Origin of the sequence: Gottfriedia solisilvae (assembly GCF_002128405.1) — a bacterium.
In the GTDB taxonomy this organism is placed as follows: Bacteria; Bacillota; Bacilli; order Bacillales; family Bacillaceae_G; genus Gottfriedia; species Gottfriedia solisilvae.
This window is the reverse complement of the sequence record NZ_NETJ01000005.1, coordinates 332,707-346,905: the sequence shown is the minus strand read 5'-3', so window position 1 is coordinate 346,905 and position 14,199 is coordinate 332,707. Positions and strand designations below refer to the sequence as shown.

Genomic DNA, 14,199 nt, shown 5'->3' with positions numbered 1-14,199 from the left:
CTTTTTTTATCACTTCTAATTATTCTTCTCCCTGCTCAGCAGCCACTCTTTTCTCCATAGTCCACCAGCATATCCCGTTAATTTACCATTTGAACCAATAATGCGATGACAAGGCACGACTATACTCAATGGATTCCTAGCATTTGCGTTGGCAACCGCTCTAACTGCCTTGGGATTTCCAATTCGATTAGCAATATCAGCATACGAAGCAGTTTCGCCATATTGAATCTTTAATAATTCACTCCATACCTTTTCTTGAAATGCAGTCCCTTTTGCTATAGAGCGGATCGTAAATTCTTTTCGCTTTCCATTAAAATATTCATTCATTTCATTCACTTCATTTGTTAAACAGGGTGGTACACATTCATTTGGAACCACTTCGTTTTCTTTCAAAAAATCAATAAACGCAACACCTTCATTATTTCCAACTATTCTCATCATACCTAGTGGTGTATCTATATAAGCCGTTTCTAACTCCATACTTGCCTCCTTATATTGATGAACTAAGCTTAGCTTGTACTCAAAAAATATTATATCAGTTTCATGAAAGTACTCTATTTTAATTGAAAAATAAAAAAGCATTACTTCCCGTAAATTAGGAATCATGCTTCTAAGTTGTTACATTATATTTCTCATAGAACTTGATATGAGACTATTTAGATCAATTCATTTAAATTAATCATCGGTTCCTAAAATATCTGTGTTAGGGGGTTCATATCCCATCATACGTGCCATGGATACAATTTGTCCTTTATGATGATACTCATGTGTGATTGTATGCATTAGTAATTTTCGACGCGTCATTGAAATGACCTCATTAGTAGCTCTCCATGGAATTGGCTGTTGAATGGGAACATCCATTTCTTCAGAGAATGTTTCGAAAAACTCATTTACGATTGCATCTACTTGTTCAAAACGTAGCTTAATATCATTTAGACTAACATGAATGACAAATTCCTTTGGCGTAATAGGTTTCGTTGTTTTCTGTAGAATAAAAGAACCAATCCATGCGTGATAACAATCTGCCACGTGAACCAATGTTTCTTTCATACTTTGAAAACCAAATCCATCAATTCTTCGATTAAGATCTTTTTCATCTATTTTACTGCAAAAATCTAGCAGTACATTGCGATTCTGTTTAACCCATTGATACTCTTTTTTATTCATTTTACACCTCTAATAGAAGAATGATTCATAGTGAATGTAGACGACTTTTTTAGATCATCAAACATTATTTACTAGGAAGAAAACGATTTGTTAAGAATGTATTCATTATATCATTTTTAAATAATTCATAATCAAACTGAAAAGCGACACTATGTGTTTTATATTTTGGGTCTGGTGTAGCTCGCAAATCTGCGATACTTTGACCAAACCCTTCACCTTGGTCGGGAATTACTTTTATAGGTACTTTTGACAGACCTACGGCATTTGGATGCAATAAATACCAAACCGTTAAAAAGTCGTGTATAGGACTTCCTTCAATACCGGGATTTGATTTTGAATAAAAATTATAATAATAATCTAACATTGGTTTAATAATCAACCCTGCTGGATCCTGAGTCACTTGATGAAACTCATTAATTTGATTTACCATTTCTGGCGTAACAATCGCATGTTGAGTTACATTTAATGGAATAATCGTTAAATTTTTTGCGTATTGTACAATTAAATTAGCAGCATAAGGGTCCAAATGAAAGTTTGCTTCAGCTACTGCAGTCACATTTCCAGGGTAAAAAAAAGCACCACCCATGCAAATGTATTCTTTCACATTTTCCATGCTTTCTAAATTTAATACGAATGCTGTTGCCAAAGAAGAGAGTCTACCTAGATTAATAATCGTTAAGTTTTCTAAATCAATATTTTTCATATGATACATTTCACTAAATGGAGATACAGGATAATTAATTTTTGGAGGAATGATTGGCCCTAACCCTGCTTCCCCATGTACCTCAGGAAAAGTTTCCACACCAATTCCTGTTAATGGGATTGATGCACCAAGAAATACAGGAATCTCTTGTCTTCCCGTAATATACTTTAAATAATTGATGTTCCATACAGCCTTATCTCTAGTTACATTACCATAATCGGCCACAATCCCTACTAGTTGTATATCTTTTCGAAAAAGGATATATAACATTGTAAATGCATCATCTATACCTAAATCAGTGAATAGGAGAACTTGTTTAACCATAGGGGTTCCTCCCAACTTCATTTGAAAATGATTTCAACCGCTTATATAAATCTCTACTACTTTATGTTTTGATTCAGATCCTCATTACAAAAATCCGTTTCAACTCAGTATTTCATTCTTCTTTTATAATGAACTTTCCTTCATTTTTCCAACAAAAAAGGAAGCACTTAAGCTTCCTTTACACAAATAACTTTAGACTAACTTGAACAATCAATAATACTGAAACTGAGATTAATAAAATCCTTGCAAGTTTAATTGGTACGTATTCTGCGAACCTTAGACCAACTTGATTTCCGATGATGGATGCAGCTGCCATTGTTAAGGCAATTTTCCACTGAAAATGTCCAGTCATATAAAAAATAACGAAAGCTGATAAGCAGCTTCCAAAATTTAATACTCTTGCCAATTGAACTGCATTTACATAAGTAAATCCTTTTTTGATAAAATATAAAATTGCAAAGGTAGATGAACCTGGTCCAAAACCACCATCATAAATACCAATTCCAGTTTGAATACTCTTATCTACGAATGTTTGATGTTCAAAGTTTTCTTTATTCGCAGTTTCATAGTTCCACTTTTTACTAGCGAACGTTAGCCAGAGTGACCCAGATAATAAAACGAGTGCGACAATATTCATTACATGTTCATCTAACATACTTGTAATATAAGCACCAATTCCCCCACCAATGATTGAAACAATTATAAATTGAATGATTAAAGAATACTTGAAATCTTTTTTCCGAATTGTATAAAGTATACTACTGAATGATCCTAATCCTGAGGCAAACTTATTAGTAGCAATTCCCGTCTGAATCGGAATTCCTAAAAAAATCATAATTGGCAAGGTTATTAATCCTCCACCACCTGCTAAAGTTCCTACTACAGCTGCACCGATACCAAGAAAAAATAATAAACTTAAATATTCCATTCAACTATCCCCTTTTCTCTCTACCATTACTATACACAATTTCATTGGTAAGTGGGAAAGGAAAAACTTCCTATATTTAAGTATGCGTTAGATGATTACAACTCCAGGATGCTCCCTTTTTCGTGGGCATGGGTAGAGAATGGTAGGCATGCTATACCACGACGTCCTGTCGTAACGCATGCATGATTTACATCCTGTGGCTCGGCCTTCCCCCATCTGCCACAGGAGCCCCGCACCTTCCGCTGTAATCAACTACTGTCTTATAAGTAAGCAGTTTTAAAAAATACTTAAATTATACTTTTGCGCAAGTAATTCTAATAATTTAATACCAGCAATACTATTTCCGATTTCATCAAGTGACGGTCCATATACGCCAATCCCAAAGCGACGTGGAACCGCCCCCATCACGCCTCCTGAAACGCCGCTTTTAGCTGGAATACCTACTTTTATAGCAAATGCACCTGATGCATTATACATTCCACATGTAACCATAAATGTATTACAAATTTTCGCTATTTTTTCTGGCATAATTTGTGTCTTGGAAACCGGATCATATCCATCTAACGCAAAGATTAGTCCGATTCTTGCCAATTCAACACAATTTACTTCTATCGCACATTGTCTAGTATATAAATCTAATAATAACTCAACATCTTCAGTAATAATCCCGTGCTCCTTCATAAAGTAGCTCAGGGATCTATTTAAGTGAGCCGTTTCAAACTCAGATATTGCTACCTCTTTGGAGTATGATAACTCTTTGTTACCAGTTAATACTCTCATAAAATCGAGTAAACGGTTAAATCTGTCTTTTACGCTATGCCCTTTAATCATGCTTGTTACTGCAAGAGCACCGGCATTGATCATTGGATTTAAAGGTTTACCCGCTGAACGCACCTCTAATTTGGCGATTGAATTAAATGGGTCTCCCGTTGGCTCCATTCCTACACGCTCAAATACATAATCTTCCCCACGATCCATTAACACTAAAGCGAGTGAAATGACTTTAGATATACTTTGCAAAGTAAAACGTGTAGTAGTATTACCAGCTTCAAAATGTCGTCCGTCTGGTAAAAACACGGCTACTGCTAAATCTTTTTTATTCGCTTTAGCAAGCGCAGGAATGTAATTTGCAACTTTGCCATATGGGATAAATTCTTTTGCGTCTTCTATTAATACCATTAACTCTTCCATATGTTTTACTTCTTTTTTTTCATCGAATTCATTTTGGCTCATTAGATCACCCTAATTTCTTTATAATCATGAAAACATTATTTACAATTCTTCCTTATCATATGTCAATCAAGTAGAAAAACACCTAGTTATCTAGGTGCTCTATTAGACTTAGCTTTATTACTACGGCCATTCCTTTGATCTCTTTGTTGACTTGTTCTATCTTGTTTACTATTACTAGCTTTTGAAAAAGACTGCTTTTTTGAAGTTACATCTTTTTTTCTTTTTGAATCTGTAGCTCTAGAGCGAGTTTGATCAGAAGACTGTTCATTTCTCCCTCTTTTTGATTCATTTCTCGTACGGTTTCCCGGTTGTTTTGACTCTTCATTTCGTTTCTTCTGTGATTCATTAGTTCTCGATTTTGATTCTCTACCTGGACGTTTTGCTGTTCGAGGAGCTCTATTATCCTCACGATTCATTCGCTCAGATCGTTGTTTTGAATCGTCTTTTTCAACTAAATTTATATGTTTGATTTGAAGATTAAGCTCTTTCTCTATCGATCTCATTTCATGGAAGTCTTTTTGAGTAATAAACGTAATTGCAATTCCTGTTTCACCTGCTCGACCAGTTCTTCCGATACGATGAACATAGCTTTCAGTATCCATTGGAATATCATAGTTAAATACGTGGGTTACCCCTTCAACATCAATTCCCCTTGCAGCTACGTCTGTTGCAACAAGATATTGAATTTTCGCTTCACGAAATAGTTTCATTACTTTCTCTCGTTTGCCTTGTGTTAAGTCCCCATGAAGTTCTTCAGATAACAGTCCTTTTCCTTTTAATTGCTCATTTAATTTGTTTGCTCTTCTCTTCGTTCTACAGAAAATGATAGCAAGAAAAGGTTCTGTTTCATTTAATTGTTTTAGTAATGCATTAAACTTTCCACGGTCAGTTGTTTCATATACAACTTGTTCAATTTCATCCAAAGTAATTCGTTTTGCCTTAATACGAATGATTTCAGGCTTTTTCATATAGCGTTTAGCTAGCGATTGAATTTGTTCTGGCATTGTTGCTGAAAATAATAAAGTCTGTCTTGATGATGGGGTTTGATTAATAATATCTTCTACTTCATGTAGAAAACCAATATGTAGCATTTGATCAGCTTCATCAAGCACTAAGAAATCAATTTTACTTAAGTTGATAGTGCCTCTTCTTAAATGATCCAACAGTCTTCCAGGGGTTGCGATAATTAGATGTGCTCCACCTTTAAGCTTCCTTGCTTGCTGTTCAACATCTTGTCCACCATAAACAGCTAAAACACCAAAATCTTCACTTACAATCCTTCTTGCTTCCGCTGTAATTTGAATAGCTAATTCTCTTGTTGGGGCTACTACTAGTGCTTGTGTATGTGTTAATTCTAAATTTATTTTTTCTAATATCGGAAATAAAAAAGCAAAAGTTTTACCAGTCCCTGTCTGAGCCTGTCCTATTAAATCTTTTCCTTCAAATACAATGGGTATCGCCTGTTCTTGAATTGGAGTCGGCTCATTTATGCCTAGCTCTGTTAAATACTCCGTTAATTCTTCACTTAAGCCTAGCTTAGAAAATTTATTCATTCATCGGTTACCTAGCTTTCTTTAATCTATATTCATTATATTATTTTTACATTCTTTTTCTCATTTTAAGCTTTCTCATTGTATCATAACGATTCATAATCCGCTTTATAATTCATTTTTGTATTTATTTTATACAATTAAGAATCGAACCATTCCAGCTATGAAAATGTAAAGATAAAAAAACTCGTTCTAATAAAATAGAACGAGTTTTTTTCTTATAGATAATATGAATCTACGTTGTAACCTTGGTATGCTAAATAATCAAGAATACCTAGATAGATGCCTTTTGCTGCCTCTTTTTGCCAAGATGCACTAGCTAACTTCACATTATCTTTAGGATTATCAACAAAACCTAATTCTGTCAAAATTGAAGCCATTGATGATTCGCGTATAACATGGAAATTACCACTTTTTGTACCACGATCATCTAGCTTAAGCTTTTCAACTAATCTTGTTTGCACGAAGTCTGCAAATGCCATACTATCTTGTAGTTTCTCTTTACTTGCAGCTGTTGCTTTTGCTGCAGCTTCTCCATAGTAATATGTCTCAGTTCCATCACCTGTATGTGAAGGGGTTGAATTAATATGAATACTAATAAATGCATCTGCTTTTTTAGACTCTGCAAAAGAAACACGCTGTGTTAATGTTGGGTATACATCTGTCTCACGTGTGAAGTAAGAGTTTATCGGTAAGTTCTTTAAATATGTTTTTAAATATTTTGATACGCTCAAAACGATTACACTTTCTTTTAGTGTTACACCACTACTTGTTTTAAAAGATGTGCCAGGGTCAGATCCTCCATGTCCTGGATCAATTACAAGCGTAAAGTCCCCAAGTTCCGCATTTTGCTGATCAACTATTTTGATGTAAGATTTACTCACCCAGCCAGTAATTGTTCCAACAACAATTTGATACCAACCATTGTTTTCACCTTTTAGCTCTACAATTGTACCACTCGATATTGCTTTAATTGTTGCATACTCGGTACCTGGACCTTTTCTTACATTTAACGATGATGAAGTTACTTTACCAAACTTGTCTTTAATTGGAATGGTTGGAGTTGTTGGGCCTCCACCCTCTGTTGGTGGTGTTGTTGAATTTGTCGTTTTAACGTAGTTTGACATAACCCAACCGTAACCCTTGCTTGTTTTGATTTTATACCATAAGTTGATTTTCTCAACAATTGATACTTTTCCACCCTTACTTAAAGTAACAAATACACTACTAGTATTTTTGGGCTCTTTTCTGACGTTAATTTTTGTTGCTGTAATTATACCTGTGTCGATTACAGGTAATACTTCTGTATTTGTCTGACTCACATACTTTGACATGACCCATCCGTAGCCCTTACTAGTTTTAATTTTGTACCAAAGACTGTTTTTCTCGACGATTGATACTTTCGCACCTTTACTAAGGGTTACAAAAATTTTACTAGTATTTTCTGGACTAGTTCTCACATTAATCTTCGTAGCTGTTACATTTCCTGTAAATAAAACTGGTAGTGCCGAGGCTTGCTTTACATAATTCGACATAACCCAGCCATACCCCTGGCTTGTCTTAATTTTATACCAGGGACCACTTGTTTCAACTATTGATACCTTTGCTCCCTTACTAAGTGTTACAAAAATTTTACTTGTGGTAACAGGACTTGTACGAACATTAAGTTTTGTCGCTGTTACATTTCCTGTAAATAAAACTGGAATTGCGGTCGAGGTATTGATTTGACCAACTTGATTAGTAGCTGCATAACTTTTATTTACCTGAGGAGATGAGATAAATAGACTACTAGCCGCAATTGAAGTAGCTAGTACAAAACTTGATAGTTTTCGTGTTGATTTTTTATTCATTACTAAACCCCTTACTATTGAGTTCTCTGTATAAGTATAACATCTAATATATTAACAATTAAGTAACAATTTGACTAAAAGTACAACATTTTAACGAAAATTGTAAAAAAATATAAGTAATACTTGACTATTAAAATTTGAAAATCATTTATAAAATAGTACTTCTGTCACAAGGTATTAGGAATATCTACTAATCTATTCCATCATCACTCTAAAAGTTTATTATAGAGATTAATAGAATAAAAAAACTCTACCTATAAATAAAAGGCAGAGTTTTTATCTTAACGATTGATTAATTTCAAACGCAACGCGAATCCCTGACTCGATTGCACCTTGAATCCATGCTGTGGCACTAGAAGTGTGTTCTCCTGCGAAGTGTATTCGTCCTTCCGGTGTACCAATATCTTTACCAAAATCCCTTTGTTGCTCAGGTTTAAATATTACAAAAGCACCACCCGAATACAGATTATTTGACCAACTAATTGAGGAACCCAACAGAAATTCTTTATAAACGATATCACCATATATCCTTGCAAGATTATTTAAAGCAGCCCTTATTCGTTGATTTTCAGATAATCTGTTCCATATAAATGCATCATCCCCCCAAGTATAACTTGCAAGAACAATGCCTGTTGTGTTCATTCCCAACTCATGACTAGGTAAATATGAAAATTTAATTGGGAGATCTGTCGTAATTTTCCCTCCAAAAAAGCCTAATTTTTCCCAAAATCTCGTCCTGAACTGTAATCCCGTTTTCACTGAGTCAGTATAATGTAACTCCCGTATCGCTTTCCATTTAGCGTAAGAAATGGATTCAATTGGGTAGATCTCAACAAAATTTAAAACAGTAAAAGGTATTGTACATATGACTAAGTCACAAGAAACACGGTGTTTTGTTAAGGCCTTGGTGTGCTCCGTGTATAATGTAACATTATGATCATTTTGAAAAATTTTTGTTAACTTTTGGTTTAATATAATATCATTTTTTAATTGTGGTAAAAACGCATTCGGTAGTAAATCAGTTCCGCCAGTAATTTCATATAATTTTAGATTCTTTGAAAATAGCACATAAATTTCCATGAGAATTGATGTAAACGATAATTCTGGAAACCCTTCTATACCTATTATTGCTTTAATCATATCAATAGCACCTGTAGATAAAGATAATCCAACTGGATTATATCGTAAAAAGTAATCCATTGAATATTGATCATACTTTTCAATCACAATTTCTAAATTACGTACAGGATCTTGGTTGATAAATTCTAATACTGGACCCAAGGCAAGTATTAATAACTCTTCAGCCGTTTTACCTTTTTCATTGGGAGCAACAGGAAATTTTAATATATCTGGATTTTGCATATAATCTTTTAAAGTTGTAAAGACATTATTAACATAGATCAGATCATTTGGCGTACTATTGATAAATTCATTTAATGGTAATTTAAACTTACGAATATACTCAAGCGTTAAATGGTGAATAGAAGGAATTCTCATTGCGCCTAACTCTAAATACTGGTTATTTAAAAACGGATATCTTTTTGTAAGTATTCTTCCACCGATTCGGTCATTTGCCTCAATAATTGTAATTTTGTGGCCTGCTTCTTTTAGCAATGATCCTGCAACCAAACCTGCCATACCAGCACCAATAATCATTATATTCTTTGGGGCTGCTGTTTTTATTAATCCATCTCGAATAATTGAGAGCATTTGATCATTTGAAAGAAATAAAGGGTTAATATGCATCATCCCTTTCAATTTTCATCTTCTACCATCTATTTTTATTCAATTTAAAAATATTTAGAATAAATCCACTCTTTTCGAAATATCATTCAAATGGAAATTAATAAATCATCGTAAGAATGAATTAATTAAAAAATAAAACCCTGTGATTTCATTACTGAAATCATAGGGTTACTATTTTTTCACCTTATAAAAAAATACCAATAAACCATAAAATCAAACCGACATAACAAGCAACTTTTTTTACATCTTTATTGTTTACAGAAGTACGATTGACCAAAAACATCGCAATAATAAAGCCAAGTGGTATTGGAAATTGATTGATTGAGAAGTTAATAACACTTAAAAAATAATATCCAAAAATATGGAGTGCTAATGATTCAGAGCTTGCTTTTATTTCTTTTTTAGCTCCAGAATATAGAATAAAATATGTTAATACAAAAAGGATTAGCCACATATATTTATCTCCTTTTTTTGGACTTGGATACTCTCTACAATCATTATATGATAGAATCTTTAACTCATGAGAAAATACACTTACTTTTCTAGAAGATTTTCGGAAAGGGAGCATCCTGGAGTTGTATTCAACTAACGCATTACTTATAGCAATAATATATACGAAAACAGTCATAAAAAAAGAGACTATGTGTTGGAATGTTTATAAAACTCCTACACATAGTCTCTTCCATATTTATTAAAACTTGAAATAGATAAACGGATTAAATGTACTAGCTACAACGTATGATAATGAAATTAATAGTAGTAAACAATACCATCCTGCTTCACCAAGTTGAAAACCAAAATAAGTAATTCTATTTTTGGAAATTAACCAATCTCCTATTTTATGAGCAACAATTTTACCGATCGGCGTTGCTGCAATTACTGCAATGATAAATAAAATGCCATATTCAGATACATAGAAATTATTTGATGCATTCCATAGACCTGTTCCATTAAAGGCAAACATCGTCTTTATATAATCAAATGCATATGTGAAAGTTTCAGATCGGAAAAATACCCAACCTACTATCACGATAATTAAAGCATAAGCATGCTGTATGATTTTAGGTAAAGCACTAATTAACTTACCAAATCCAGCACGTTCAACCGCGATCCAAAATCCATAATATAATCCCCATGCAATAAAGGTCCAGCTTGCCCCATGCCAAATTCCTGTAGCTAACCAAACAATAAATAGGTTTCGGTATGTCTCGTAATTTGACCCTCTATTTCCACCTAATGGAATATATAAATAGTCTCTAAACCAAGTACCTAAAGAAATATGCCATCTTCTCCAGAACTCTGCTACCGAACGAGAAATATATGGATAATTAAAGTTCTCTAGGAAGTGGAAACCAAACATTTTTCCTAACCCAATTGCCATGTCTGAGTAACCTGCAAAATCGAAGAAAATTTGTAATGAATATGACAGAATTCCAATCCACGCCATACCTGTTGTCATTTGATCTGGAGACTGAGCAAAAATTTGGTCTGCAATTAAGCCAAAATTATTCGCTAGAAGCATTTTCTTCGCTAGTCCAATGATAAAACGCTTAATCCCATAGAAAATTAACTCTAAACTTTCTGTGCGTTTATTTAATTCATTTGCAACTGTTTGATATCTTACAATAGGTCCTGCAACTAATTGTGGGAACATCGTAATATACAGTGCTAAATTTAAAGGATTCTTTTGTACTTTTCTCTCACCACGATAAACATCAATTACATAACTAAGTGCATGGAATGTAAAGAATGAAATACCAATTGGTAAAGGAATAACTGGCACATCAATTGTTAATCCTGTTAGCTTCTCTATATTCTCTGCGATGAAATTAGTATATTTAAAAATTCCTAGAATAAATAGATTGCTACATACCATTGCAACCATAATCCATTTAATCTTTGCTTTTTTCTCTCTATTTTTATCAACTGCTAATCCAAAAAAGTAGTTCATAATAATTGAGAAAATCATTAACCATACATAAGTAGGCTCTCCCCATGCATAGAAAAACAAACTAGCTACTAGTAACCATAAGTTCTTTATAGAACGTGGAATTATAAAATAAACCAATAAAACGATTGGTAAAAACCAAAACATAAATACCGTCGAACTAAAAACCATTCCCTTTTAATCCTTTCCAAAACAGAATCGATTACTGTATATATTCCGTAATATTTTTTTCTACTGCAGTCGTATTCGTGATAAAAATAACAGCATCTGGCTTCTCTTCTTCTATAAACTTAACAGCTGAACTATTTTTAAAATTTGCATCTTCTCCGAAATATCGTGTATCAAGTACATCTACTTCTTTAAAATGTTTTGTTAAAAATGGGATAATCGGTTTTGCATATGAGTCCTTTAAAATGACTAATTTTTTTTGAGAAATAGGATCTGAGTTTTTGTATCGTATTAACGCTTGATTTAATCCGAAATAAACAAAACGATCTGTATATGGGTTAACTTCAGTTAACTTCTCAGGGAAAAATACAGGATCATCACATTTGTTATCTTTATCAATACACGCTTTTACGGTTGGCGATATGATATCGTTTGTTGGAACGATCATTTGATCAGATTCCGTAACAAATGATAAAGTCGTTGATCGTGCATATGACCCATTAAATGCTAGTCCTTTTTTTTCAAATTTAAAAGTATCCTTCGAAATTGGATCACCAATTTCCGGTAAGGTTTTATTCAATTCTGAAACAATTTTTTGGTAACCGATGAATGCACCATTCGTATTCCAATGATGATCCGTTTTAAAATAAATTTCTTCTTTCGGCTGTTTACGAAGTTCTTTTTCAACGTCAACCAAATGTAGAGAAGGTACCGATTCTAAACCATCTCGTAATTTCTTAACACTTTCCTTTCCATAACTAGGAAGATATGTAGGTAACTCAGTTTCAAAAAATACAGACTTATGTGGGATAATGCTATAAAATACTGGAATATTCTTTTTAGATAGTTCACTAGTTAATCCCTTTACCTCGTTTACTAAAGTAGTAGGATTTTGATTTGAATTTTGTTGAATGATAAAGCCATTATTTGAACGGTAATATTTCTTTGGACCAATCTCAGCTATTTTTTGATCAATCATCTTATATTTAAATATACCGTTGATTTCTAGCATTTTATTTCTTAATGGGTATTGATCACTATGATACGTTTCATATTCATCAAAGTATTTCCCGCTCTTAAATGATTCGCCAGTTAATATTGGTTTTGTTGCTAAGCTTCTATTTTCAATGACAGAAACCTTCCTATCGGGTAGTACCATTGTTAAAAAGAAACTACCGAAAAGAATCCCAAAAAAGAATAACGAAATGATGATATTACTAAAATTCAATTTAGAATGTTTCATTATAGATGCTTTACCTTTTTATTTATTTTTAGGATTAGCAAATCTAGTTCGTAAAGCAACACCCCTCCTATTTCTTAACTAGAGTTACTATTTAACGATTAAAGGCATATTACAATTGGAAAAATAATCATTTTTTATGTCATAACTTATTTATTTTATAAGAGCGCATGTATGTTAGTAAAGTATATTTGCGGCATAAAACATCATTTTTCGATTAATTTTTAGTTTTCCCTTAATCTCCAATAATAAAAAAAGAAATCATATTTATATGATTTCTTCATTTTGTAGACAAATTATAAAAACTAAATATTTATATGATTTCTTCTTTATGCTCCTTTATCTCTTTTTTCAAGAAATTCCCCTGTGTTCTATATAACGCAAAAGTAGACCAATTAGCGATAAACACCCCAACTAATATCAGAACGCCACCAATTGCCATGATTGCTTTGATTGGTTCATCCATTACGAAATATCCTAATACGCTTGCAATGAGTGGTGATACGTAAAGCCATGTTGAAGGAAATACAGGATTTGTTTTTGATAATAGCCATGTGTATAATCCGTGTCCTCCAATTGAACCGATAAAGATTAAATATAAGATTGGCCATACTGCATCCCATGAATACAAAGTTTGAATGGACGGTTTTTCAAACAGTAACGAAATTATAAGAAGAAATACGCCGCCATATAACATTTGCACAGCATTTATTAAAAATGGAGAGACTTCTTCAAAATCCGTCAGAAATTCCTTTGAATAGACTGAACCAAATCCATAGAATACTTCACCGATTAATACCGCTATACAAGCTGCAATCCATAAATATGTCACGTGTTGACTCATTCCTGGTAAACAAACACATATAACACCTGAAAATGCCATTAATAAAGCAATAAACTGTTTCTTTTCAATTCTTTTTTTACTTCGTTTCAGTTGCAGTAATAAAATCATCATCGGACCAGTTGCTGAAAGAACAGCTGCTAACCCTGAAGTTATGTACTGTTCTGCCCAGTACAGAGTCGAAAACGTCATGAAAGTTAAACAAAATCCGATAAACATTATTCTCTTTGAAAAAATAAAGGAAGAAACTTTTTCTCCTTTACTTAAAAAATATAAAATAACCAGAATACCAGCTAAAGAGAATCTTAATCCTGCTGAAAATAATGGCGGCACTCCAGATACAATCCCAAACTTTATTGCTAGAAATGTCGTTCCAAAGATTATACAAATAAGAATATAATTAATAATAATCACTTTATCACTCCTTCGTTAAACGTATTATATGAAGTTAGGTGTATAACAGTATAGGAGACTATATAACAGTTGAATATTTTTGATTGA

12 protein-coding genes are annotated in these 14,199 nt (G+C 33.0%); all 12 read right to left on the bottom strand.

Features of this window, described 5'->3' with window-relative positions; genetic code table 11:
* Positions 1-15: 15 nt before the first annotated feature.
* The 12 genes from CAB05_RS17760 to CAB05_RS17705 all read right to left on the bottom strand — a co-directional run bounded on the left by CAB05_RS17760 (position 16) and on the right by CAB05_RS17705 (position 14,112).
* Entirely contained in the window at positions 16-480 is a 465-nt protein-coding gene (locus CAB05_RS17760; protein ID WP_088002326.1) for a methylated-DNA--[protein]-cysteine S-methyltransferase, read from the bottom strand.
* Positions 481-675: 195 nt separating this feature from the next.
* Positions 676-1,167, bottom strand: coding sequence for a DinB family protein (locus CAB05_RS17755; RefSeq protein ID WP_088002324.1), 492 nt, complete (start codon positions 1,165-1,167; stop codon positions 676-678).
* Between the two features lie 64 nt (positions 1,168-1,231).
* Complete coding sequence (locus CAB05_RS17750) at positions 1,232-2,194, bottom strand: nucleoside hydrolase (protein ID WP_088002322.1); 963 nt, start codon at positions 2,192-2,194, stop codon at positions 1,232-1,234.
* A 178-nt stretch (positions 2,195-2,372) separates the two neighbouring features.
* A complete protein-coding gene (locus CAB05_RS17745) occupies positions 2,373-3,122 on the bottom strand; it encodes a sulfite exporter TauE/SafE family protein (RefSeq protein ID WP_088002320.1) in 750 nt (249 codons plus the stop codon).
* A 276-nt stretch (positions 3,123-3,398) separates the two neighbouring features.
* Positions 3,399-4,313 (bottom strand): glutaminase A, encoded by a 915-nt coding sequence (gene glsA / locus CAB05_RS17740; protein ID WP_088002420.1) that lies wholly within the window; start codon positions 4,311-4,313, stop codon positions 3,399-3,401.
* A 128-nt stretch (positions 4,314-4,441) separates the two neighbouring features.
* The gene (locus CAB05_RS17735; RefSeq protein ID WP_088002318.1) at positions 4,442-5,908 is read right to left on the bottom strand and encodes a DEAD/DEAH box helicase; all 1,467 of its coding nucleotides are present in this window, start codon (positions 5,906-5,908) and stop codon (positions 4,442-4,444) included.
* Between the two features lie 215 nt (positions 5,909-6,123).
* Entirely contained in the window at positions 6,124-7,755 is a 1,632-nt protein-coding gene (locus CAB05_RS17730) for an N-acetylmuramoyl-L-alanine amidase family protein (protein WP_088002316.1), read from the bottom strand.
* 276 nt (positions 7,756-8,031) lie between these two features.
* Complete coding sequence (locus tag CAB05_RS17725; RefSeq protein ID WP_088002418.1) at positions 8,032-9,504, bottom strand: flavin monoamine oxidase family protein; 1,473 nt, start codon at positions 9,502-9,504, stop codon at positions 8,032-8,034.
* Positions 9,505-9,685: 181 nt separating this feature from the next.
* Positions 9,686-9,955, bottom strand: a complete 270-nt coding sequence (locus CAB05_RS17720; RefSeq protein WP_088002314.1) for a hypothetical protein — start codon at positions 9,953-9,955, stop codon at positions 9,686-9,688.
* Between the two features lie 237 nt (positions 9,956-10,192).
* Positions 10,193-11,620, bottom strand: a complete 1,428-nt coding sequence (locus CAB05_RS17715; RefSeq protein ID WP_088002312.1) for an MBOAT family O-acyltransferase — start codon at positions 11,618-11,620, stop codon at positions 10,193-10,195.
* Positions 11,621-11,651: 31 nt separating this feature from the next.
* Positions 11,652-12,860 carry a DHHW family protein gene (locus CAB05_RS17710; RefSeq protein ID WP_088002310.1) on the bottom strand — a complete coding sequence of 403 codons (1,209 nt, stop codon included), beginning with the start codon at positions 12,858-12,860 and terminating at the stop codon, positions 11,652-11,654.
* A 310-nt stretch (positions 12,861-13,170) separates the two neighbouring features.
* Complete coding sequence (locus CAB05_RS17705; protein ID WP_088002308.1) at positions 13,171-14,112, bottom strand: DMT family transporter; 942 nt, start codon at positions 14,110-14,112, stop codon at positions 13,171-13,173.
* Positions 14,113-14,199 lie beyond the last annotated feature (87 nt).

What these genes read in the sequence shown, in the direction of transcription:
- CAB05_RS17760 (WP_088002326.1), bottom strand. Translation starts at nt 480, where the DNA reads ATGGAGTTAGAAACGGCTTATATAGATACACCACTAGGTATGATGAGA.
- CAB05_RS17755 (WP_088002324.1), bottom strand. Translation starts at nt 1,167, where the DNA reads ATGAATAAAAAAGAGTATCAATGGGTTAAACAGAATCGCAATGTACTG.
- CAB05_RS17750 (WP_088002322.1), bottom strand. Translation starts at nt 2,194, where the DNA reads ATGGTTAAACAAGTTCTCCTATTCACTGATTTAGGTATAGATGATGCA.
- CAB05_RS17745 (WP_088002320.1), bottom strand. Translation starts at nt 3,122, where the DNA reads ATGGAATATTTAAGTTTATTATTTTTTCTTGGTATCGGTGCAGCTGTA.
- glsA (WP_088002420.1), bottom strand. Translation starts at nt 4,313, where the DNA reads ATGGAAGAGTTAATGGTATTAATAGAAGACGCAAAAGAATTTATCCCA.
- CAB05_RS17735 (WP_088002318.1), bottom strand. Translation starts at nt 5,908, where the DNA reads ATGAATAAATTTTCTAAGCTAGGCTTAAGTGAAGAATTAACGGAGTAT.
- CAB05_RS17730 (WP_088002316.1), bottom strand. Translation starts at nt 7,755, where the DNA reads ATGAATAAAAAATCAACACGAAAACTATCAAGTTTTGTACTAGCTACT.
- CAB05_RS17725 (WP_088002418.1), bottom strand. Translation starts at nt 9,504, where the DNA reads ATGATGCATATTAACCCTTTATTTCTTTCAAATGATCAAATGCTCTCA.
- CAB05_RS17720 (WP_088002314.1), bottom strand. Translation starts at nt 9,955, where the DNA reads ATGTGGCTAATCCTTTTTGTATTAACATATTTTATTCTATATTCTGGA.
- CAB05_RS17715 (WP_088002312.1), bottom strand. Translation starts at nt 11,620, where the DNA reads ATGGTTTTTAGTTCGACGGTATTTATGTTTTGGTTTTTACCAATCGTT.
- CAB05_RS17710 (WP_088002310.1), bottom strand. Translation starts at nt 12,860, where the DNA reads ATGAAACATTCTAAATTGAATTTTAGTAATATCATCATTTCGTTATTC.